A 21,449-nucleotide genomic window follows, 5' to 3' on the forward strand; every position below is an offset into this window, starting at 1 on the left:
CCTTGATGCAGCCATCACTGCGCAACAATTTTGCAACTCTGGCGTCGGCAAAAACGTGTTGGAGCGAGATGGCATCAGCAAGACCACAGTGTGAAGGAAGAAAGAACCGCCAGAACTTCCACATCTAAGGAACCTCGCACGTGCGAGAACGTTCCCGTCTTCGGCATGCCGGTGCCATCAGAGGGCTGAGGGTCTTGTTCATCCACATTACACACAAGGAGACGGAGAGATGCGCATCGCGCAGGTGGCCCCGCTGACGGAGGCTGTTCCCCCCAAGCTGTACGGCGGGACCGAACGGGTCGTGCACTGGTTGACCGAAGAGCTCGTGGCCCTGGGCCATGACGTCACCCTGTTCGCCAGCGGCGACTCCAAGACGTCAGCGAAGCTCGATGCGACCTGGCCCAAGGCGCTGCGTCTCGACGGCTCCGTGCGCGATCCGAATGCACTGCACATGGTGATGCTGGAGCGCGTCCGGCAAAAGTGCGACGAGGACGAATTCGATTTCCTGCACTTTCACCTCGACTATTACCCGTGGTCGCTGTTCTCGCGGGAGCCGACGCCGTTCGTCACCACGTTGCACGGGCGGCTCGACCTTCCCGAGCACCAACCCGTCTTCAACACTTTTCCGAAAATTCCGGTCATCTCGATCTCCAACGCGCAACGGCGGCCGGTACCGCAGGCGCATTGGGTGCGGACAATTCATCACGGGCTGCCGGAGGACCTGCTGACCCCGCAACCGATCAATCCGTCTTATCTGGCGGTGCTCGGCCGCATTGCGCCGGAAAAGGGCGTCGATCGCGCCATCAAGATCGCGACCCGCTGCGGCATTCCGCTGAAGATCGCGGCAAAGGTCGATCGCGCCGACCAGGAATATTACGACGAGCTGATCAAGCCGCTGATCAAGGAGAACCCGCTGGTCGAGTTCATCGGCGAGATCAGCGACCGCGAAAAGCCGGAGTTCCTCAGCGGTGCGATCGGGCTTTTGGTTCCGATCGATTGGCCGGAGCCCTTCGGCCTCGTGATGATCGAGGCGATGGCCTGCGGCGCGCCTGTCATCGCGTATAATCGCGGCTCGGTGGCCGAGATCATCGAGGACGGCGTCACCGGCTTCATCGTCGAGGACGAGATCAGTGCCATCTCGTCGGTCGGCCGTCTCGGCACGCTCGACCGCACTGCGATCCGCAAGCAGTTCGAAACCCGCTTCACTGCGCGCCGGATGGCATTGGACTATCTCGCCGCCTATCGCGGCCTGATGGAAGCCAAGCCGCGCTTCCAACTGGTGGCGAGCGCCGAGTAAGGGTTACAGCGGCCGATCGAATGATCCGGCGGGCCGGCACATCCGTGCCGGGCCGTCGGGTCGTTCGATTGCTCCATCGCTCCACGTTCAGGTCACCATTGTCCGTTTCGGCTCGACGATCTCGAACATCCGCGGAAATTCGTCCATCAGCGCCATCAACTCGGCGAGCCGCGCCGCGTCGCCCACGACCTTGATCTTGCCGGCGGCGACCGCGTCGGGGAACGTGGTCAGCTTGGCGATGACCTCATCGAGCGTGGCCCGCGCCAGCGTAAAGCCGGCATGGGCATCGGGCGCTTGCGCGCCGTTCACGTAGGTCAGCGCCGAATTTTCCAGATTGAGGACGAAGGTCTCGGCGGTATCGGTGAAGCTCCAGTTCAGCACGATGCGCTTGCCTTCGGCCTTGGGACCGTTGAGGCGAACACCGAGCGCGTCGAACATCTGTTCGGTACGCAGCGCGGCCAGCGTCTCGCGTGGCATCGACGAGCGCGGTGGCGTCTTCGGCATGCCCTGCCGCAGCTCCTGGGCGCCAAACAGATAGGCATTGCGCCAGGTCGAGCTTTCCGTGGCATAACCGAGCTGCTCGAAAGTGTCGGCCAGCAGCGCACGCGCGGCCACATTGTCGGGCTCAGCGAACACGAGATGGCTGACAGCTTGCGCCACGAAGCGGAATTCGCCCTTGGCAAAATCCGCCGCGGCGCGTTTCAGGATCGCGTCCGCGCCGCCCATATACTCGACATATTTCTTGCCCGATGCGACCGGCGGTAGCGGATCGAGGTTGACCGGATTGGCATCGTACCAGCCGAGATACTTCTGATAGATCGCTTTCACATTATGCCTGATGTGGCCGTAATAACCGCGGCCGTGCCAGGCGCCCTCGAGGCTCTGCGGCAGGCGGATGGTCTCGGCGATCTCGGCGGCGTTGAGCCCGTGATTCATCAGCCGGATAGTCTGGTCGTGGGCGTATTTGTAGAGGTCGCGCTGCTGGCGGATCATGGTGTCGATCCGCTCGCGTCCCCACACCGGCCAGTGATGCTGGCCGCACATCGCTTCCGCCTTGCCGCCCCACATCTGCAGCGCCTCGCCGAGATATTTCGACCAGGCCAGCGCATCGCGGACATCGGCGCCGCGGAACGGCAGCAGATTATGGAAATTATGCGTGCAGTTCTCGGCGAGGTTCAACAGCTTGTAGCGCGGGATGAAGAAATGCATCTCCGCCGGCGCCTCGCTGTTCGGCGCCATCTGAAATTCGAACTCCACACCGTCGATGACGCGCTTGTCGCCTGTCGCGATGATCAGGTCGGTCGGCCGCAACAGCGCCACCGCGCCCGCAGCCATCGTCTTTCCGAGGCCGCAATCGACGTGCCCGTGCACGCCCTTGGCGAGGAACGGTCCGAACTGGTATTGCGCGCGGCGCAGCATCGCCGGCCCCGCAATGATGTTCTCGGAGACGGCGTGCTCCATGAAGAAGTTCGGCGCGATGATCGGCACGCCGGCCGCCTGCATCGCGTCACCGAGCACGCCGCGCGCGCCACCCCAATGGTCGGTATGGGTATGGGTGAAGATGACGGCCGCAACCGGCCGCTTGCCGCGATGCTTGAAGTAAAGCTCCATCGCGGCGCGTGCACCCTCGATCGAGGTCAGCGTGTCGACCACGATCACGCCGTTGTCGCCCTCGATCAGCGTCATGTTGGCGATGTCGAGCCCGCGCACCTGGTAGACGCCGGGTACCACCTCGAACAGGCCGTGATGCATGTTGAGCCGCGACTGCCGCCACAGGCTGGGGTCGACCGTCGGCGGCGCGGTCTGCTCGGAGAGGAAGCCGTAAGGCTCGAGGCTCCAGACCACCCGGCCCTGCGCGTTGGTGATCTTCGCATTCTCGATGGTGCCGAGGAAGCCGCGCGCGGCGTCGTCGAAATCGCGCGTGTCAGAGAACGGCAGCGCTCTCAGCGTCGCCTGATGCTGCGCGACGACGGATGCAGATGCAGCCTTGGGCCCTTGCTGGGGCGTTTCGCCGGCGATTGTCATGGTCGTCCACTCCCTCACACAACAGATATCAAACGCTGATCGCGCTTCGCTTTAGCGAAACTGCACACCTTCGAACCGGCCGCTGCGGCGCCATTCGTCGATATATTTGAAGTAGGCCGAGGCGCCGGCGGGATAGCCGACGTTGAGGCGGGCGGCTGGCCCCGGCTCGCGGCCCTCATTGTTGTAGTAGCCGGGCGTGCAGTCGGGCCCGCCGATCATCCGGCCGACGCCGGTCAGCAGCAGCTCGACCCAGCGATCCTCGGCCTCCTTGCTGACCTCGATCGCCTTGAAGCCGTTGTCCTGCGCGTGACGGACCATGAGCGCGATGGTCCGCGCCGTGTCCGTCAGATTATGCGGCACGTTGGAGATGAGATTGGCGCCCTGCGTCGGCAGCACGAAGAACACATTGGGGAAGCCGTGGACGTGGATGCCGTGCTTGGTGCGCATGCCCTGCCCCCAATAGTCCGACAGCTTGACGCCGCCGCGGCCGGTCAGATCGAAGCCGGCGCGACGCTTGTACTCGGTGCCGACCTCGAAACCTGAGGCGTAGATGATGCAGTCGAGTTCATACTCCTTGCCGGCGACGACAATCCCGCGCTCGGTGATCTCTTCGACACCCTTGCCGTCGGTATCGATCAGATGCGTACCCGGCGTGTTGAAGGCCTGAAGATAGGCGTCGTGGAAACAGGGCCGCTTGCAGAGCTGGCCGTACCAGGCCTTGAGGTTTTTGGCGGTCTCGCGATCGCGGACGATGGCATCGACCCGGTTGCGGATCTCCTCCATCTTTTCGAAGTCGGACTCTTCGAACGCGGCCCGCATGTTCTCCACGGTCCGTTGCTCGCGCGGCAACAGCACGATCTTGGCGCGGATCCGCTTGGACAAATCGGTCCAACCGTCCTGCACCAGATCCTCTTCCGCCGAGCCGCCGGCCTGGTTGGCGGTGAAATTCTCCAGCCAGCGCTGCTGCCAGCCCGGCGTCGCGATGCCTGCGAACCACTCGGGGTCGATCGGCGCATTGCCGCGCACGTCGACCGACGACGGCGTGCGCTGGAACACATAGAGCTCCTTGCAGGCGCGGGCGAGATGCGGCACGCACTGCACGGACGTCGCGCCGGTGCCGATGATGCCGACGCGCTTGTCGGCGAGCTTGTGCATCGCAGCGCCGCCAGGATCACCGCCGGTGTAGTCGTAATCCCAGCGGCTGGTGTGGAACGAGTGGCCCTTGAAGGTCTCGATGCCGGGAATGCCGGGCAGCTTCGGCACGTGCAGCGGGCCGGTGCCGATGCCGACATATTGCGCGGTAAAGGCGTCGCCGCGGTTGGTGCGGATGGTCCAGCGCGATTGTGCCTCGTCCCAATCGAGGCTCACGACCTCGGTATGAAACAGCGCGTTGCCGTAGAGGCCGAAATGCCGGCCGATGCGCTGGCAGTGCGCGAGGATCTCGGGCGCATGCGCGTATTTTTCCGACGGCATGTGGCCGGTCTCTTCCAGGAGCGGCATATAAACCATCGAGGCCGTATCGCACTGCGCGCCGGGATAGCGGTTCCAGTACCAGGTGCCGCCGAAATCGCCGCCCTTCTCGACGATGCGGACGTCCTTGACGCCGGCCTCGGTCAGCCGCGCCGCGGTGGCAAGCCCGGCAAAGCCGCCGCCGATGAAAGCAAAGGTGACATGATCAGTCTTCGCCGCGCGCTCAGTGAGCGGCGTGTAGGGATCATCGAGATAATGCGCGAGCTGTCCCTTGATCTGCAGGTACTGGTCGTTGCCGTCGGGACGCAGCCGCTTGTTGCGCTCCTCCCGATACTTCTGGCGCAGCCGCTCCTTGTCGATTCCGGAAGGCTTTGCATCCCGGGCTTGCTCGATCGTCGTCATCGGAAGACGCCTCGCTCCAGTGGCTGTTTATCGTTATCCCCGGACATAAGCCGATATTGGAACGATTGGCAAATTCATTTCGATATATTGACAATTATTGGCGTTCGAGATCATTATTCTGCATGATAGCGCCTTCCCGGGCCGAAAATCAGACGGATCCGTCCTTTGCGACCACCCTGGCGCACGGGCTCGACGTGCTGGCGGCCTTCCGCAATCACCCTGGCTCGCTGTCGAATGCCGAGCTCGCGTTGCACACCGGCCTGTCGCGGCCGACCGTGTCGCGGCTGACCTATACGCTGGAGCAGCTCGGCTATCTCAGACGCGACGCCAAGGGCCGCTTCGTGCCCGGGCTCGGCGTGCTCGCCGCCGCCTATCCCGTCCTGTCATCGCTGAAAGTGCGCCAGCTCGCGCGCCCGCTGATGCGCGACTTCGCAGCTTACGCCGGCGGCACCGTGTCGCTCGCGATGCCGTTCGGGCTCGACTTCATCTATGTCGAGACCCTGCGCACCACGGATGCGGCGCCGCACGTTCCCGACGTCGGCTTTGTCTCTTCGCTGGCGCCGACCGCGGTCGGACGCGCGCTGCTGTCGTTGTTCACCGGGGATGAAATCGACGCCTATGTGGCGCGCGTGAAGGCTGAGCGCCCCAACGACCTCGACTATGTCCGCAAGCGGACCTTGCCCGACACCGAATTGTGCCGGGAGCGCGGCTTCGCCGTCTCGCTCGGCGAGTGGCGGCGCGAAATCTTCGGCGTCGCCGCGCCGCTCTATCGCACGCCGACCGGCGAATGCCTGTCGGTCAATTGCGGCGTTCCCTCATTCCGCTTCAGCCCGGAGCAGATCGAGCGCGAATGCGGCCCGCGCATCCTTGGCCTCGCCCGCAGCATCCGCGCGCTGGTCACGGAGGCATAGACCGCGCATCGGCGGAACCTGCACAAACTTCCGCGCGTTAGTTTGCGGGGCGAGGAGTGACCTCGATGACCGCAACCCCACAAACCGATCAGCCCGTCGAGCGGGTGTCCGAAGCGACCCGTTGGGGCCAGCTCGTAATCGGCATCATCTGCATGGTGATGATCGCCAACCTCCAATATGGCTGGACACTCTTCACGATTCCCATCAGCCAGAAATTTGGTTGGAGCCTGGCCTCGATCCAGGTGGCGTTCACGCTGTTCGTGCTCTTTGAAACCTGGCTGGTGCCCGCCGAGGGCTACCTCGTCGATCGCTTCGGGCCGCGGATCGTCGTCTTCGCGGGCGGGTGGCTCACCGGGCTCGCCTGGGTTCTCAACTCCTTCGCAAGCTCGCTTTCGATGTTGTACATCGCCCAGATCATCGGCGGACTCGGGGCCGGAGCCGTTTACGGCACCTGCATCGGTAACGCACTCAAGTGGTTTCCCGACCGCCGCGGGCTCGCCGCCGGATTGACCGCCGCCGGCTTCGGCATCGGCTCGGCGCTTACGATCATTCCCATTCAAAGGATGATTACAACGCATGGCTACCAGACTACGTTCTTGACCTTCGGCATCGGCCAGGGCGTGATCGTGGTCGTGCTCTCGTTGTTGCTGTTTGCACCGCAGCGCGGGCAGGCACCGGACGCCTCCAGTCTCGTGCAGCAAGGTCGACGCCAATACCAACCGTTGCAGGTGCTCAGAGAGCCGACCTTCTGGGTCATGTATCTGATGTTCATGCTGATGGCGGCGGGGGGATTGATGGCAACTGCGCAACTCAAGCCCATCGCCAAGGACTTTCATCTCGACACCACGCCGGTCACGCTGATCGGCATCACCCTGCCGGCATTGACATTTGCATTGACGATCGATCGCGTCCTTAATGGACTCACGCGACCGTTCTTCGGCTGGGTCTCCGACTTTCTCGGCCGGGAGAACACGATGTTCATTGCCTTCGCGTTGGAGGGCGTCGGCATATGGGCGCTGTATGTCTATGGGCAAAACCCGCTGGCATTTGTGCTCCTGAGCGGGGTCGTATTCTTCGCCTGGGGTGAGATCTACAGCCTCTTTCCCGCCGCCTGCACCGATTGCTTTGGCGTCAAGTACGCCACGACCAATGCGGGCCTGCTGTACACCGCGAAAGGCACCGCGTCACTGCTTGTCCCGCTCGCCAACGTGCTGGTGGTGGAGACTGGCGGCTGGAAGGGCGCCTTTATCATCGCCTCGCTCTTCAACATCATTGCGGCGCTGATGGCCATCATTGTTCTCAAGCCGATGCGGCAGAAGGTCGTGACGCGCGCAGGCGACGAGCAAGCGTGGGTTTCCGGGACGCAGCCGACCTGACCGACGTCACCTCTTCACCTTGCTCGCATCCATCTTGATGCTGCCGTCGAGCATCCTGGTCGTGAATGCGGTGTTGACATCGAACGGCTTCTCCATCCCGAGATAGGTCTGGACCAGCTCGTAGTCCTTCTTCATCCGCTCGCCGTCGATCCAGCCGAGCGCCCTGGTCGTGGTGAACTCGTCGGTCATCAGATACTTGATGCGCTCCCACTGCCGCTCCTGGTTCTCCTTGTCGAGGCCGGAGGCCTGCTCGAGCAGCGCCTTCAGGCACGGCGCGACGTCGGCGACGCAGGCGGCATAGGCCTTTTGCGTGATCCGCACGAAGTCTTCGACCAGCTTCGGGTGCTTCGCCATGTAGGCGCCGTTGACGACGAGCGAATTGCCGTAGGGGTTGAGGCCGATGTCCTTCCAATTGAGGTAGCCGAGATCCTTGCCGAACTCGATCACCTTCAGGTCGTGCTCGTTGTAAAAGTCGCTGATGATATCGACGGTGTGGCTCTTCAGCGCCGCGATCTTCGCGGTCGGGCCGACATTCACGAACGTCACGGAATCGGGCGCGATGCCCGCGGCCTTGGCGAAGGCCGGCCACATCACGCGCGAAGCGTCGCCGGGCGGGTTGCCGATCTTGTGGCCGGCAAAATCCTTCGGCCCGTTCACGCCGTAGCTCTTCAGCCAGTAGAAGGTCTGGCCGGTGTTGGCGTAGATGCTCATCAGCGCAACGACATCGGCGCCCTTGCCCTTCGCGACCAGCATGGTCGCAAGGTCGGCGATGCCGAATGGCGAGCCACCAGAACCGACCTTCAGCGCCGAGACGCCGGAGCCCTTGCCGACCTCGATGGTGAGATCGATACCGGCCTTCTCGTACCAGCCCTGCGCCTTCGCATAATAGAACGGCGAATGGTCGGCGGTCGGCGTCCAGTTCAAGATCAGGTTGACGGCCTCGCCCGCAACGGATGGTGCTGCCGGCATCGCGAGCGCGATCGCCAAAGCTGCCGCTCTCAAACCTCTCATCGCATCCTCCTCGAGCTCCAAGGCTGGCCTTGTCGCCGCACGTCCCTGACGCTACCAATGCAATAGAGGACGAGACCAGTTGTCAACTGTTTGGTTGGAAATGCTCAAGAGACGATCGGACGACACCAAGCCGCAGCGCCGCGACCCCGTCGCCACGAAGAAGAAGCTCTTGACCGCCGCGCGGCGCGAGTTCGCGGAGAACGGGCTCGCCGGCGCAAGGGTCGACGAGATCGCGGCACGCGCCGGCGTCAACAAGCAGCTCGTCTATCACTATTTCGGCGACAAGGACGCGCTCTACCTCGCCGTGCTGGAATGGGTCTATGAGGAGATCCGCGAGCAGGAGCGCAAGCTCAATCTCGAAGGCCTGCCGCCGGATGCGGCGATCAAGACGCTGATCGAGGCTTCGTTCGACCATCTCGCCGCGCATCCCGACTTCATCGTGCTGTTGAACGACGAGAACCGCGGCGGCGCGCGCCATGTCCGCGGCTCCAGCAGGCTCGAGGCGATGCATTCGCCGCTGGTCAGCAGCGTCTCGAAGATTCTCGCTGAGGGCGTCCGCGCCGGCATCTTCCGCAAGGGCGTCAACCCCGTGCATCTCTACATCTCGATCGCGGGGTTGAGCTACTTCTTCTTCTCCAACACGCCGACGCTGTCGGCGATCTTCGGCAAGGACCTCTCCAGCCCGGCCGAGAGGCGCGCCCGGCGCAAGCATGTCGTCGATCTCGTGATGCAGTCGCTGCGGCCGTAGCGGGCCATGAATACGGCCCGCAGCGTACTGTGGGTGCAGCATGAGGTGAGCAAACGATGGATTGCTTCGTCGCGGAGCCTGTCATCGGGCGCGCGTTCGCGCGCGATGACGGCGCTGAGACATCGTAAGAACTATCCCAGCGTCGTCCCGGCGAAAGCCGGGACCCATTACCCCAAATGCTCATTGTTGCGGGACGCTGCGGCCACCTTGCCCGCTTCCGGTCAAATCCGGTGGTTATGGGTCCCGGCCTTCGCTGGGACGACGGCGGTGGATGGAGGGCCGTCTCGGCTCTGGCCGACCCAGCACCTCTAATCAACCAGATGGTTGAAAGCTGCCGCAGACCGCGATAGGTTGCCCGGCGCCCCGAGGATCAGGCGGAACGACAGGGAGTAAATCAGGTGCTCAACGGCGGAGGACGGTCGGCGCGGTCATTTGCGATCATCCTGATCGCGCATCTAGCCGTGATCGTGCTCTGGCAGATCGTGGTCGACGCCTTCCACATCCCGACATTCATCCTGCCCTCGCCGCTGGAAACCATCGCGACCCTTGGCGCCGCCAAATATGCCTGGCTGCAAAATCTGCTGGTGACCGCGGCCGAGATCCTCGGCGGCTTCTGCCTTGGAGCCTTGGTCGGCGTCGCGCTCGCCGTCGTGTTCACCTGGTCGCCGCTGGTCAGCCTGGTGCTGCTGCCGCTGTTCGTGACCATGAACATGATCCCGAAAGTCGCGCTGGGGCCGCTCGTCATCGTCTGGTTCAGCTACGGCATCGTGCCCAACATGCTGATTGCGTTCTCGATCTGCTTCTTCCCGATCCTGCTGACCACCGCGCGCGGACTGAGCGAGGTCGAGCCTGATCTGCTCGATCTGGTGAAATCGCTGCGCGGCTCGCGCTGGACGATCTTCCGCAAGATCCAGTTGCCGGGCTCGCTGCCTTACGTGTTCTCCGGCATGAAGGTCGGCGCCATCCTGGCGGTGGCCGGCGCGATCGTCGGCGAGTTCATCGCCTCCGAGCGCGGGCTCGGCTACCTGATGATCCAGGTGCAGTCCTCGCTCGACACGCCGGCGATGGTGATGGCCGTGGTGCTGCTCACTCTGCTCGGCGTGGCCCTTTACGGCCTGGTGCTCGGCCTCGAACGGCTGTTCGTGGTCCGCGACGTCAGGCTGCAATAACAACAGGAACGACCCATGCTGCTCACCGGCGACACCCTGCCCGACACAATCCCCGACCTCGCCGCGCTCGACGAGCTGCTGTGCCGGCCGAGCCGGGCGCTGATCGACGATCTCGGCAAAGTCGACGGCGACATCATGATCCTCGGCGTCGCCGGCAAGATGGGGCCGACGCTGGCGGGCCTCGCCAAGCAGGCCCTGCCCGATCGCCGCGTGATCGGCGTCGCGCGCTTCAGCGATCCCGAGGTGAAGCACTGGCTGCAGGCCCGCGGCATCGAGACCGTCAATTGCGACTTGCTCGATGAAGCTGCGGTCAAGGCGCTGCCGAAGAGCCCGAACATCATCTTCATGGCCGGCCGCAAGTTCGGCGCGGAGGGCGATCTCTCGCTGACCTGGGCGATGAACGCGCACGTTCCGGCGCTGGTCGCGCAGGCCTTCGCCGGCTCGCGGATCGTCGCGTTCTCGACCGGCTGCGTCTATCCCTTCGTCCCGGTCGACGGCAAGGGCGCGGGCGAGGACATGGCACCGAACCCGCCCGGCGAGTACGCGCAGTCCTGCGTCGGACGAGAGCGCATGTTCGAGTATTTCTCCCGCAAGTTCTCCACGCCCGGCCGCTTGTTCCGCCTCAACTACGCGATCGACATGCGTTACGGCGTGCTGCACGATATCGCCAGCAAGGTGTATCTGGGCCAGCCGATCGACGTCAGCCTCGGCCACGTCAATTTCATCTGGCAGGGCGATGCGGCGGCACAGGCGCTGCGCTGCCTCGCGCATTGCGACACGCCGACCTCGCCGATCAATGTCAGCGGCCACGAGATCCTCAGCGTGCGCGACCTCGCCGCCAAGTTCGGTCAGCGTTTTGGCCGCGCGCCGGTGATTGTCGGCAAGGAGGAACCGACCGCCTGGCTGACCAACACATCGCAGGCCGTGAAACTGTTCGGCCTGCCGATCGTCGATACTGACCAGCTCGTCGCATGGACCGCCGATTGGGTGGCGCGGTCGATGCCGAGCCTTGGCAAGCCTACCAAATATGAGGTGCGCGATGGCCGGTACTGACGACCTCGCAATCGTCGAGCTCGGCGTCGATGATGCGCCGGCCGGCCTCGCGCTGTCGACGGAAGCGCAGTGGAACCAGAACGAGGCCGACTGGCAATTTTTCCTGAGCCACGGCATCGTGTTCGGCGTGCGCGACAGAGACCATCTGATCGCGACCGCGGCGCTGGTGCCCTACACGGACGGCAATGCCTGGATCAGCATGGTGCTGGTCACCGCGAGCTGGCAGCGCCGCGGCATCGCAACGCGGCTGGTGGATGCCTGCCTCGAGGCGGCGCGAAAGCGGAACCTGACGGTATGGCTCGACGCCACGCCGGCGGGTGCCGCGGTCTATGGTCCCCTTGGCTTCACCCCGACGCTGGAGCTGCGCCGGCTTCGCCTGACCAATGCGACGAGAGGACGTGAAGGCACAAAGGCGTTGCTGACCGGACGGGCTGACGATCTGATGAAGCGCGACCGCAGCGCCTACGGCTTTCAACGCGATGCGCTGTTGCATGAGTTTTGCGGGCGCTCCGGCTCGCGCCTTGCTTCGAACGGCAACGCGATTGCGCTGGTCCGCGACGGCCGCGTCGCCCGCCACGTCGGGCCGCTATTTGCCGACGATGCCGCGAGCGCCATTGCGCTGGTCGCAGCCATCGCGCAATCCGAGACGCGGCCGCTGATCATCGACGCCGTGCATGCGCAGACCGATTTCCTGAACGGGCTCGTCGCCTCGGGCTGGACCGTCGAACGCCCGTTCCAGCGGATGCGCTTCGGCCCCCGGACCGCGCCGGGCGCAGAGCAGCCTTTCGCCGTCGCCGGACCGGAATTTGGATAGGACACGCCATGCATCATAGCGACATCAACCCAGAGGTCCGCAAGCTGATCGCCGACGGCACGGTGGTGCCCGCGCATCCGCTCGCGCTTCATTCCGATCGTCGGCTCGACGTCAGGCATCAGCGCGCGCTGACGCGCTACTACATCGACGCCGGCGCGGGCGGGCTCGCCGTCGGCGTCCACACCACGCAGTTCGCGATCCGGGATGTCGGCCTCTACAAGCCGGTGCTGGAGCTTGCCGCCGAGACCGCCGCGGCCTGGAGCAAGCGGCCGCTCGCGATGGTCGCTGGACTCGCCGGCTCCACAAGTCAGGCCGTTGCGGAAGCGCAGGTCGCGCGCGGCATCGGTTATCACGCCGGCCTGCTCAGCCTCGCCGCGATGAAATCCGCCCCGGAGGACGAGATCATCGCCCATTGCGAGGCGGTCGCGAAGGAGATCCCGCTGGTCGGCTTCTACCTGCAGCCGGCAGTCGGCGGCGTGATCCTCAGCGCCGATTTCTGGCGGCGCTTTGCCACGATCGACAACGTTATCGCGATCAAGATCGCGCCGTTCAATCGCTACCGCACCCTCGACGTGCTGCGTGGCGTCGCTGCCGCAGGCGCACTCGACCGGGTCGCGCTCTACACCGGCAACGACGATCATATCCTGCTCGACCTGACGCTGCCGTTCGACTTGCGCGACAACGGCGTCACCACGCGCATCTACTTTAAGGGCGGCCTGCTCGGCCACTGGTCGGTGTGGACCGCGAGCGCCATCAGGCAGTTCGAGGCCTGCAAGGCGGCCCGCCACAAGGAGGCCGTGCCGGCGGACCTGCTCGCGCTCGATGCCCGGGTCACCGATTGCAACAGCGCCTTCTTCGACGTCGCCAACAATTTCCATGGCTGCATCGCCGGCTGCCACGAGATCCTGCGGCGCCAAGGGCTGATGCAGGGCATCTGGTGCCTCGACCCGGCCGAAGGCCTGAGCCCGGGTCAGATGGCCGAGATCGACCGGGTCTGCCGCGAGCATGCCGATCTGTCCGACGATGCGTTCGTCGCCGCCAACCTGGAGAAATGGCTGGCATGACGGCGGAACCCTTCATCAGACTGCGCAACGTCCGGAAGCTCTATCGGTCGAAGGGCAGTGAATTCCTCGCGGTCTCCGACGTCACCATGGACGTGCAGCAGGGCGAGCTGGTGTCGCTGGTTGGCCCCTCTGGTTGCGGCAAGACCACGGTGCTGAAGATCCTGGCCGGCCTGCACGCCGCCGACGGCGGTACCGTCAAGATCGGCAACGCCAAGACACCGTTCGACCCGGCGCGCGACATCGGCATGGTGTTCCAGCAGGCGTTGCTGTTGAAGTGGCGCACCATCCTCGACAACGTGCTGTTGCCGGCGGAGATCGTGGGCCTGCCGATCAAGGCGGCGCGTGAGCGGGCGCGCGATCTGCTCAAGATGGTCGGGCTTGCCGGCTACGAGGACAAATATCCCCAGCAACTCTCCGGCGGCATGCAGCAGCGCACCGCGATCGCGCGCGCTTTCGTCCACGATCCAAAGCTGATCCTGATGGACGAGCCGTTCGGCGCGCTCGATGCGCTGACCCGCGAGCAGATGAATCTGGAGATGCTGCGGATCTGGCGCGAGAGCGGCAAGACCATCATCTTCGTCACCCACAGCATCCAGGAAGCCGTGTTCCTGGCCTCGCATTGCGCGGTGCTAACGGCGGGACCGGCGCGGATGTCCGAGTATTTTCCGATCGACCTCCCACTGCCGCGCGATTTGCCGATCAAAACGACGGATGCCTTCGGCGCCTATGCACGGCGGATCTATGCGAGCCTGGGGTTAGGCGCGCATAGCTAGGATGTCGCAGGACCGCCGATCGTCGGGCCACCGCTAGTCATAGGACGTCGCGCCGCTATCGCGATAGGCCCACAGGCATTCGCGCGGCAGGGACACCGGGGCCTCGGCGCCGACCTGATGCCGCGCAGCGGTGCCGAGTTCGACCGCCTCCAGCCGCTTGCCGAACAGCTCGATGCTGTAGGCAGTCTGGGTGCCCTGATAGCGGCGGTCGAGCACCTTGGCCGCGAACGTGTTGGCGCCGTTGGCGCGGCCGATCGCGATGTTCTCCGGCCGCAGCGCCACGCGCACCTTGTCGTCCGGTCCGAGCGCATGAAGCAGCGCCACCTCGCCCTGCCGGCCGTCGCCGAAATCGACCACGCCATAGTTGCCGTTGCACGTGACGAGCCGGCCCGCGAGCTCGTTGGTGGCACCGGTGAAGTTGGCGACGAACAGGTCGGCCGGGCGGTTGTAGATGGTATCGGGCTTATCCATCTGCAGCAGCCTGCCGTCACGCATCACCCCGATACGGTCGCCGAGCACGACCGCCTCGGCCTGGTCGTGAGTGACGTAGAGCGCGGTCATGCCGGTCTGCTTGAGGATCACGCGCAGGTCGTCGCGCAGCCGCAGCCGCAGCTTGGCGTCGAGGTTCGACAACGGCTCGTCGAGCAGCAGCAATTGCGGCCGGTAGACGATGCTGCGCGCCAGCGCGACCCGCTGCATCTGTCCGCCCGACAGCGCGACCACCGGGCGGTCGGCATATTCGGACAGGCCGACCAGCGTGAGCGCCTCCTCGACCATGCGGTTCGCCTCGGCGCGGCCGATGCGCCGGTGCTTCAGCGGATAGACCACGTTCTGCCGCACCGTCATGTGCGGCCACACCGCATAGGACTGGAACACCATGCCGAGGTCGCGCGATCGCGGCGGCACCAGGACGCCGCGCGCCGGTGACGACACCACGCGCCCGGAAATGCTGATCTCGCCGCCGGTCGGATGCTCGAGACCGGCGACGCAGCGCAGGGTCGTAGTCTTGCCGCAGCCGGACGGGCCGAGCAGCACCACGATCTCGCCGGCCGGCACCGTGAAGCTGACGCCGTCGATGGCCGGGCGGCCGACCGCGAACTGCTTCCTGAGTTCGGTGACCTCGAGCGTCGCCGTCATCGCTGCACCCATCGCCTATTGCCGATAGCCGAACGTCTTGTCCCAGTCCGCGACCCACGCCGCGTGCAGCTTCACGTACTGGTCGAAGTTCGGATACCAGAGCTTGACCACCTTGGGATCGAACCCTTCCGGGAACGCAGGCGGGTCCTTCAACGAGGTGAGGTTGCCGAGCTCCTTGATCATGAAGGTCTGCCCCTCCTTGGAGAGGCACCAGTTCAGGAACAGCTTCGCCGCATTCGGATGCGCCGCCGTCTTCGGGATGCCGGTGGCGTAGGGATTGACCGGCGCGCCCTCGGGCGGGAAGAAGATCTCGATCGGGGCGCCGTCTTTCTTCTTCTGGTAGATCACGTTGTAGAGCAGCGGCGCGATCGCGATCTCGCCGCGCACCAGTGCATCGGCCGTCGGCGCGCCGGAGGGATAGAGCACCGGATGCGTAGCGGCCTGCTTGGCCCAGTAATCCTCGCCGAGCACCTGGCGCTCGAACATGATGCGCGTCCAGGTCGTGCCGCCGGACTGCGCGAACACCTGCCCGATCAACTTGTCATATTGCGGCTTGGTGAGGTCCATCCAGGACTTCGGCGGATCCTTCACGAGCTCGGTGTTGTAGGCGATCGACCAGGCGATGGTCGCACGCGGCCAGAGCTTTGGCGAGATCAGCGCGTCCTTGCTGTAGTCAGCCGCATTCGGCGGCGCATAGTCCTGGAACAGGTCTTCCAGCGGTTGCATCAGCGCGCGGTCGGAGTGATCGACTACGTCGGCGATCAGCTTGCCGGCGGCGGCCTCGGTCTTCACGCGCGTGATGAGCTGGCCGCCCGGCGCGCGCACCATCTCGATCTGGATCTCGGGGAAGCGCTTGTTGAACGCCTTGATCACCTGCTGCTCGATCTCGGCGAAATTCGCGGTGTAGTAGACGAGCTTGCCCTCGGCCTTCGCGGCCTTGATCAGTTCGGGCGAGCCGACGTCCTCGGCTCGCGCCACGGGCGGCAGCGCCAGCGCCGCGACGCTGGCCAAAGCCATTGTGGTGAAGGTTCGTCTATCCATCGCCAATCCTCCCCTCGTTTGTTGTTATCCGGTCCGCGTCACGTTGCGCTGGGCGGCGCCGCGCGATAGCCAGTTGGCGCCGCCGATCAGAACGCCGAGCAGCACCGTCTGCACCAGGCTGAAGGCCGCGGTCTTCCCGATATTGCCGCCCTCGTAATAGTCGAGCAGCAACACCGACATCACCATGGTGTTGCTGGTGTAGAGGAACAGCGACGAGCCGAGCTCACGGATCGCCAGCACGAACAGCAATGTCATTGCGGCTAGCACGCCGGGCCGCGCCAGCGGCAGCACGATCGTCCCGATGGTGCCGAGCATGCCCCGGCCGCAGACCCAGGCGGCCTCCTCGAGCTCGCGATGGATCTGCATGAACGAGGTCGACAGCGCCTTCACGGTATCGGGCATGAAGCGCGCGATGAAGGCGAGCGCGAGAATCCAGATCGTGCCGTAGAGTCCGCCGGGCACGCCGATCCAGGCCCAGAGATAGGCGACACCGACCACGAGACCGGGGATCGCGACCGGCAGTGTCGAGATCAGGTCGATCGCGCGCCGTCCGGACACCTGCGTGCGATGGATGGTGTAGCCGATCGCAAACGCCAGCGCGCCGCCGGCGACCGCCGTGATGATGCCGACCTCGACGGCGTTGTAGATCGATTTCATCGTCAGCGGATTGTCGAAGATGCTCTGGAAATGCATCAGCGAATATTGGCGCATGTCGAACAGGCTCGCGACATCGCGGATGAACATGAACTTGCGGAAGGCAGCCACGATCAGCGCCAGCGACGGCAGCACCACGACGATGAGGAGATAGACGACGCCGAGCGCAAAGGTGAGCCAGCGCCAGGGCCCGAGATCGAGGCTGCGCGGCCGGAACGCCTTGCCCGCGACGGTGGTGTAGCTGCGCCCGCTCAGCACCTTTTGCTGGAGATAGACCAGGAGGCCCGTCACCACCATCAGCAGGATCGCGACCGCGGCGGCGGTATTGTAGAGCGGCGGCGACCAGTTGGTGAGCTTGAAGATGTAGGTCGTGAGCACGTTGAGGTTGCTGGGCGCGCCCAGCACCGCGGGGATGCCATAGATTCCAAGCATCACGATGAAGGACAGCAGCATGCCGGACACGATCGCCGGCATGATCAGCGGGAACGTCACCGTGAACAGGGTCGCGAACGCGCTGGCACCGGAGATTTCCGCGGCCTCCTCCAGGCTCGGATCCATGTTGCGCAGCGCGGACGAGGTGAACATGTAGACATAGGGCGCGTAGTAGATGCCGAACACGAACACCAGGCCCCACATCGAATAGAAATCGACCCGCAGGTCTGATCCCATCCACTTGAACACCGTGTTGATCAGCCCGGTCTTCGGCGAGCCGAGAATGGCCCAGGCGACACCCGCCACCAGCGGCGGCGCGAACAGCGGCAGGATGCTGGCCGCGGCGATGAAGGCCTTGAACGGTGTATTGGTGCGAACGACGATCCAGGAAAACAACAGCCCGATCGCGACGGCAATGGCCGTGCCGCCACCACAGGCGATCAGCGTATTGAGCAACGCCTCCCCGACATTCGGGTTGGCGAGCACGGTGAGGAAGTTGGTGACTGACAGGTGGCTGAGGCTGAGACGGATGCCGTCCACCACCGGATTGGTGTCGGTCAGCGCGCCGAGCAGCAGCATCAGGACGGGATAGAGGACCAGGAAAGTCAGCAGCGCCAGCAGCGCCATGACCCAGACTCCGGAGAACGCGCGGCGACGAGCGCCCTCACTGGCGCCACGCGTGACTTCGCTGCGCCGGTCCGCCTGTCCGTGCAATGCGCTTCCCCTCTGCAGCCGCATTCTGGTCGCGCGGCGAGCTTGTGTGCCAAGGGTAGTCGATCGCTCCGATGACGCAAGTTATCCGAAAGTCGCCTCCGCGCGATCCAATGACGCACCCGCGAACACAAGATGAGGCGCGGGCGCGACGCGCCGGCCCGGAACCGTCCGGGCCGGCTCGCGCCATCCTAGGCCAGATAGTTGCCTTCGAGCGCCGGGAGGATGTCGAGCACTTCGAAATAATGATCCCAGAACCGCGTCTCGCGAAGGTGGTCGCAAAACCACGCCCAGGCCGAGAGATCACGGGTTTCGCAGATCATCACGTCGGTCGCCCGGGTCGAGAAGGCCTCCGGCTCGAACCAGCGGATTCTCAGCTCAGGACGTTGCCGGAGCAGCGGGATGATCTCCTCCTCCAGGAACGCGCGGCGCTGCTCGGTTTTGAGGTCGAGCCAATGACGCGTGGTCTTGACCATGACAAAGATGTGAAACGTGTGGGGATCATCCGCGTGTTCGGGAAGCACGGGGGATGTTGTCGATTGCAGTGTCACCATTGATTGGTTCTCCTTTCGCCTTCATAATGTGAGCAAATGCTCATATTCCGCAACTCGCGTTTCCGGAGCGCAGTCTCATGCCGGTGAAACAGCACATGAAGGCCCGAAAACAGCCACTTCAGCAGCGCTCGCGGGAAACCGTTGCGGTGATCCTGGAAGCGGCGGCTCGCGTTTTGGAGGAACGCGGGCTCGAGGGTTACAATACCAATGCGGTCGCCGAGCGCGGCGGGATCAGCGTCGGTTCGGTCTACCAGTACTTCCCGAACAAGGACGCGCTGACGCTGGCCTTGATCGCCAAGTTCGAGACCTCGCTGCTGGAAAAGATGCGCGAGGCAATCGCGGCGGCCGAGGGCAAGAGCCTGGCGGCGTCATTGAACCTGCTCGTTCGCGCTCAGCTCAAGGTGCATGCCGAGCGGGCAAGCCTCAACCGCATCCTGGAAACCGAGGAGGATCGCCTGCGCCCCAGATCGGTCGATTTGTCGGCAACGAGCGAATTGAAAAAGCTGATCGGCACGTTGCTGGCCAGACATCGCCGCGAGATCAGCAGTCCCATCGACGACGATGCCGTCGAAGACCTGATCGTGATCTCCCGCGCCCTGGTGGATCATGCGCTCCAGAAGGATTTGTCGCGCCCCGCGGCGACCCGCCGGGTCCTGCGCGCCATCGAGGGATATTTGCACGGGCCTTGTCGGGGCGCGTGATGCCTCCAAGGCCGCATCGCATACGCCTCATGCAGCCGTGCGGCTGTGGAATGCGGCGCCGGCGTAGTACACGGCGACCCTCGGAGACATCAAAGGCATGCTCGAAAAGACCCCGACGGCCGGCGCACCCTCGGCGCCCAAGACCGATGGATTGCCCTGGGAGCGCCGCCGCTGGGCAGTGGCCGCGATCTTCACGGCGCTGGCAATGGCCTCGCTCGATACGGCGATTGCCAACATCGCGCTGCCGGCGATCGCCAACGATCTTCATGTCAGCCCCGCCGAGGTGGTCTGGGTGGTCAATGTCTACCAGATCGTCTTGGTCGCGACGCTGCTGCCGCTCGGCGCGCTCGGCGAAATCGTCGGCCATCAGCGTATCTATCTCGGCGGCCTCCTGCTGTTCACGGCGGCGTCACTCGGTTGCGCCCTGGCCTGGTCGCTGCCCAGCCTTCTTGTCGCACGAACCTTGCAGGGACTCGGTGCCAGCGGCCTGATGAGCGTGAATACCGCGCTGGTGCGCTTCGTGTACCCGAGCCGGATGCATGGCCGGGGCTTCGGCCACAATGCGCTCGTCGTCGCCACCGCCTTCACGCTCGGACCGACCATCGCCTCCGGCATCCTCGCGCTCGGGCCCTGGCCCTGGCTGTTCGCGGTCAACATTCCGTTCGGCCTGATCGCGGTCGTGATCGGCCTGAAGACGCTGCCGCCGACACCGCGCGCCACTCACGCCTTCGACTTCCTCGGTGCGGCGCTCGCCAGCGCCTGTCTCGGCCTCTTCATCACGGGAATCGGAAGCGCGGCGCACAAGGCGGCGCCGTCACTGGTGATCGCCGAACTCGTGGGCGCCCTGGTGTTCGGCTGGATCCTCACCCGGAGGCATGCCGATCATCCCGCGCCGATGCTGCCGATCGATTTGTTCCGCCGGCCCGTTTTTGCGCTGTCCGCCCTCACCGCGATCTGCTCATTTGCTGTGCAGGGACTCGGCTTCGTGTCCTTGCCGTTCTATTTCGAGGACGTCTTGCACCGGTCCCAGGTCGAAACCGGCTTCTTCATGACGCCCTGGCCGCTGGTCGTCGCCGTGATGGCACCGATCGGCGGACGGCTCTCCGACCGCTACCCGGCCGGCATTCTCGGCGGCATCGGCCTGCTGCTGCTCGGCGTCGGCATGGCGCTGCTGGCAAGCCTGCCGGCTGAGCCCAGCATCGCCAACATCGTCTGGCGCATGATGATCTGCGGCCTCGGTTTCGGCTTCTTCCAGACGCCCAACATGAAGGCGATCATGTCGAGCGCTCCGCCGCATCGCAGCGGCAGCGCCAGCAGCATCGTCGCGACCGCGCGGCTGATCGGGCAGACCACGGGCGCGGCCCTTGCTGCATTGTGCTTTGCGATAGCCGATCGCGAGGGCGCGACGCTCGCACTCGCGCTGGGCGCGGGCTTTGCGGCGATCGGCAGCGTCATGAGCTTCCTGCGGCTGGCTGTCGCTTCGCCGAAAAAAGCATGACTGCCATGTGGCTTCGACGGTGCGGCTGAACACCGCGCCATCAACGATCTTCCCGCGCAGCAAACGCATTTTCTTGATTTGAACGGTTCCAGTTTCAAGGCCAACATCCCGGCGAAGTTCAATCGGTGGATTGGACCAATCAGGGGAACGCGATGGCAAACCTCAAAATAAACGGCAAGACAATCAACGTAGACGTCGAGGACGACACGCCGCTGCTCTGGGCTATCAGAGAAAACGTCGGGCTGACGGGGACCAAATACGGTTGCGGCATCGCGCAATGCGGCGCCTGCACCGTGCATATCGACGGCGTCGCGATGCGCTCCTGCGGTGTCACGGTCAGCGAAGCCGCAGGCAAGGAGATCATCACCATCGAGGGCCTCGGCGCCAACGGCGCGCTGCACAAGGTGCAGCAGGCCTGGATTGCCAATGATGTGCCGCAATGCGGCTATTGCCAGAGCGGTATGATCATGGCGGTGGCGGCACTGTTGAAGGAGAACCCCAAGCCGACCGACCAGGACATCGACGACGCCATCACCAACATCTGTCGCTGTGGCACCTTCCAGCAGGTGCGCGAGGCGATCCATGCTGCCGCAAGCGCGTGAGGAGGC

General features: G+C 64.6%; 19 protein-coding genes. 12 read left to right on the top strand and 7 right to left on the bottom strand.

All coding sequences use genetic code 11. The features are described from left to right. Positions 1–229 precede the first annotated feature (229 nt). Entirely contained in the window at positions 230–1,297 is a 1,068-nt protein-coding gene (locus P6U30_RS25905; RefSeq protein WP_407165697.1) for a glycosyltransferase family 4 protein, read from the top strand. 87 nt (positions 1,298–1,384) lie between these two features. Here P6U30_RS25905 and P6U30_RS25910 read toward each other — a convergent pair whose 3' ends face one another. Next, positions 1,385–3,322: an alkyl/aryl-sulfatase gene (locus tag P6U30_RS25910; protein ID WP_407165698.1), complete on the bottom strand. Its 1,938-nt coding sequence runs from the start codon at positions 3,320–3,322 to the stop codon at positions 1,385–1,387. 51 nt (positions 3,323–3,373) lie between these two features. Beyond that, a complete protein-coding gene (locus tag P6U30_RS25915; protein WP_407165699.1) occupies positions 3,374–5,194 on the bottom strand; it encodes a flavin-containing monooxygenase in 1,821 nt (606 codons plus the stop codon). A gap of 122 nt (positions 5,195–5,316) precedes the next feature. Here P6U30_RS25915 and P6U30_RS25920 point away from each other — a divergent pair, with 122 nt between their 5' ends. Continuing rightward, the gene (locus P6U30_RS25920; RefSeq protein ID WP_407165700.1) at positions 5,317–6,105 is read left to right on the top strand and encodes an IclR family transcriptional regulator; all 789 of its coding nucleotides are present in this window, start codon (positions 5,317–5,319) and stop codon (positions 6,103–6,105) included. 65 nt (positions 6,106–6,170) lie between these two features. Beyond that, positions 6,171–7,481 carry an oxalate/formate MFS antiporter gene (gene oxlT, locus P6U30_RS25925; RefSeq protein WP_407170544.1) on the top strand — a complete coding sequence of 437 codons (1,311 nt, stop codon included), beginning with the start codon at positions 6,171–6,173 and terminating at the stop codon, positions 7,479–7,481. Between the two features lie 6 nt (positions 7,482–7,487). Here the strand turns inward: oxlT and P6U30_RS25930 are convergent, their stop codons facing one another. Further along, positions 7,488–8,492, bottom strand: coding sequence for an ABC transporter substrate-binding protein (locus tag P6U30_RS25930; protein ID WP_407165701.1), 1,005 nt, complete (start codon positions 8,490–8,492; stop codon positions 7,488–7,490). 100 nt (positions 8,493–8,592) lie between these two features. On the opposite strand from P6U30_RS25930, the gene P6U30_RS25935 reads away from it, so the two are divergent. From P6U30_RS25935 to P6U30_RS25960, 6 genes are all read left to right on the top strand, one after another. Then, positions 8,593–9,240, top strand: coding sequence for a TetR/AcrR family transcriptional regulator (locus P6U30_RS25935; RefSeq protein ID WP_407165702.1), 648 nt, complete (start codon positions 8,593–8,595; stop codon positions 9,238–9,240). A gap of 398 nt (positions 9,241–9,638) precedes the next feature. Next, positions 9,639–10,409: an ABC transporter permease gene (locus P6U30_RS25940; RefSeq protein ID WP_407165703.1), complete on the top strand. Its 771-nt coding sequence runs from the start codon at positions 9,639–9,641 to the stop codon at positions 10,407–10,409. 15 nt (positions 10,410–10,424) lie between these two features. Next, complete coding sequence (locus tag P6U30_RS25945) at positions 10,425–11,462, top strand: NAD-dependent epimerase/dehydratase family protein (protein WP_407165704.1); 1,038 nt, start codon at positions 10,425–10,427, stop codon at positions 11,460–11,462. Continuing rightward, positions 11,449–12,276 (top strand): GNAT family N-acetyltransferase, encoded by an 828-nt coding sequence (locus tag P6U30_RS25950; RefSeq protein ID WP_407165705.1) that lies wholly within the window; start codon positions 11,449–11,451, stop codon positions 12,274–12,276. Before P6U30_RS25945 ends, P6U30_RS25950 begins: the two co-directional genes overlap by 14 nt. Positions 12,277–12,284: 8 nt before the next feature. Further along, positions 12,285–13,340, top strand: a complete 1,056-nt coding sequence (locus P6U30_RS25955; RefSeq protein WP_407165706.1) for a dihydrodipicolinate synthase family protein — start codon at positions 12,285–12,287, stop codon at positions 13,338–13,340. Continuing rightward, positions 13,328–14,113: an ABC transporter ATP-binding protein gene (locus P6U30_RS25960; RefSeq protein WP_407165707.1), complete on the top strand. Its 786-nt coding sequence runs from the start codon at positions 13,328–13,330 to the stop codon at positions 14,111–14,113. Before P6U30_RS25955 ends, P6U30_RS25960 begins: the two co-directional genes overlap by 13 nt. Positions 14,114–14,146: 33 nt before the next feature. On the opposite strand, the gene P6U30_RS25965 is transcribed toward P6U30_RS25960, so the two are convergent. From P6U30_RS25965 to P6U30_RS25980, 4 genes are all read right to left on the bottom strand, one after another. After that, complete coding sequence (locus tag P6U30_RS25965) at positions 14,147–15,262, bottom strand: ABC transporter ATP-binding protein (protein WP_407165708.1); 1,116 nt, start codon at positions 15,260–15,262, stop codon at positions 14,147–14,149. A 3-nt stretch (positions 15,263–15,265) separates the two neighbouring features. Next, positions 15,266–16,291: an ABC transporter substrate-binding protein gene (locus P6U30_RS25970; RefSeq protein WP_407165709.1), complete on the bottom strand. Its 1,026-nt coding sequence runs from the start codon at positions 16,289–16,291 to the stop codon at positions 15,266–15,268. A gap of 24 nt (positions 16,292–16,315) precedes the next feature. Further along, positions 16,316–18,004: an ABC transporter permease gene (locus P6U30_RS25975; protein ID WP_407165710.1), complete on the bottom strand. Its 1,689-nt coding sequence runs from the start codon at positions 18,002–18,004 to the stop codon at positions 16,316–16,318. Positions 18,005–18,279: 275 nt separating this feature from the next. Then, positions 18,280–18,642 (bottom strand): darcynin family protein, encoded by a 363-nt coding sequence (locus P6U30_RS25980; protein WP_407165711.1) that lies wholly within the window; start codon positions 18,640–18,642, stop codon positions 18,280–18,282. A 77-nt stretch (positions 18,643–18,719) separates the two neighbouring features. On the opposite strand from P6U30_RS25980, the gene P6U30_RS25985 reads away from it, so the two are divergent. The 3 genes from P6U30_RS25985 to P6U30_RS25995 all read left to right on the top strand — a co-directional run bounded on the left by P6U30_RS25985 (position 18,720) and on the right by P6U30_RS25995 (position 21,443). After that, entirely contained in the window at positions 18,720–19,343 is a 624-nt protein-coding gene (locus P6U30_RS25985; protein WP_407165712.1) for a TetR/AcrR family transcriptional regulator, read from the top strand. A 97-nt stretch (positions 19,344–19,440) separates the two neighbouring features. Then, positions 19,441–20,841: an MFS transporter gene (locus P6U30_RS25990; protein ID WP_407165713.1), complete on the top strand. Its 1,401-nt coding sequence runs from the start codon at positions 19,441–19,443 to the stop codon at positions 20,839–20,841. Positions 20,842–20,993: 152 nt separating this feature from the next. Further along, positions 20,994–21,443, top strand: coding sequence for a (2Fe-2S)-binding protein (locus P6U30_RS25995; protein ID WP_407165714.1), 450 nt, complete (start codon positions 20,994–20,996; stop codon positions 21,441–21,443). Positions 21,444–21,449: the final 6 nt, after the last annotated feature.

It is taken from the genome of Bradyrhizobium sp. ORS 111 (assembly GCF_045571485.1).
GTDB lineage: Bacteria > Pseudomonadota > Alphaproteobacteria > Rhizobiales > Xanthobacteraceae > Bradyrhizobium.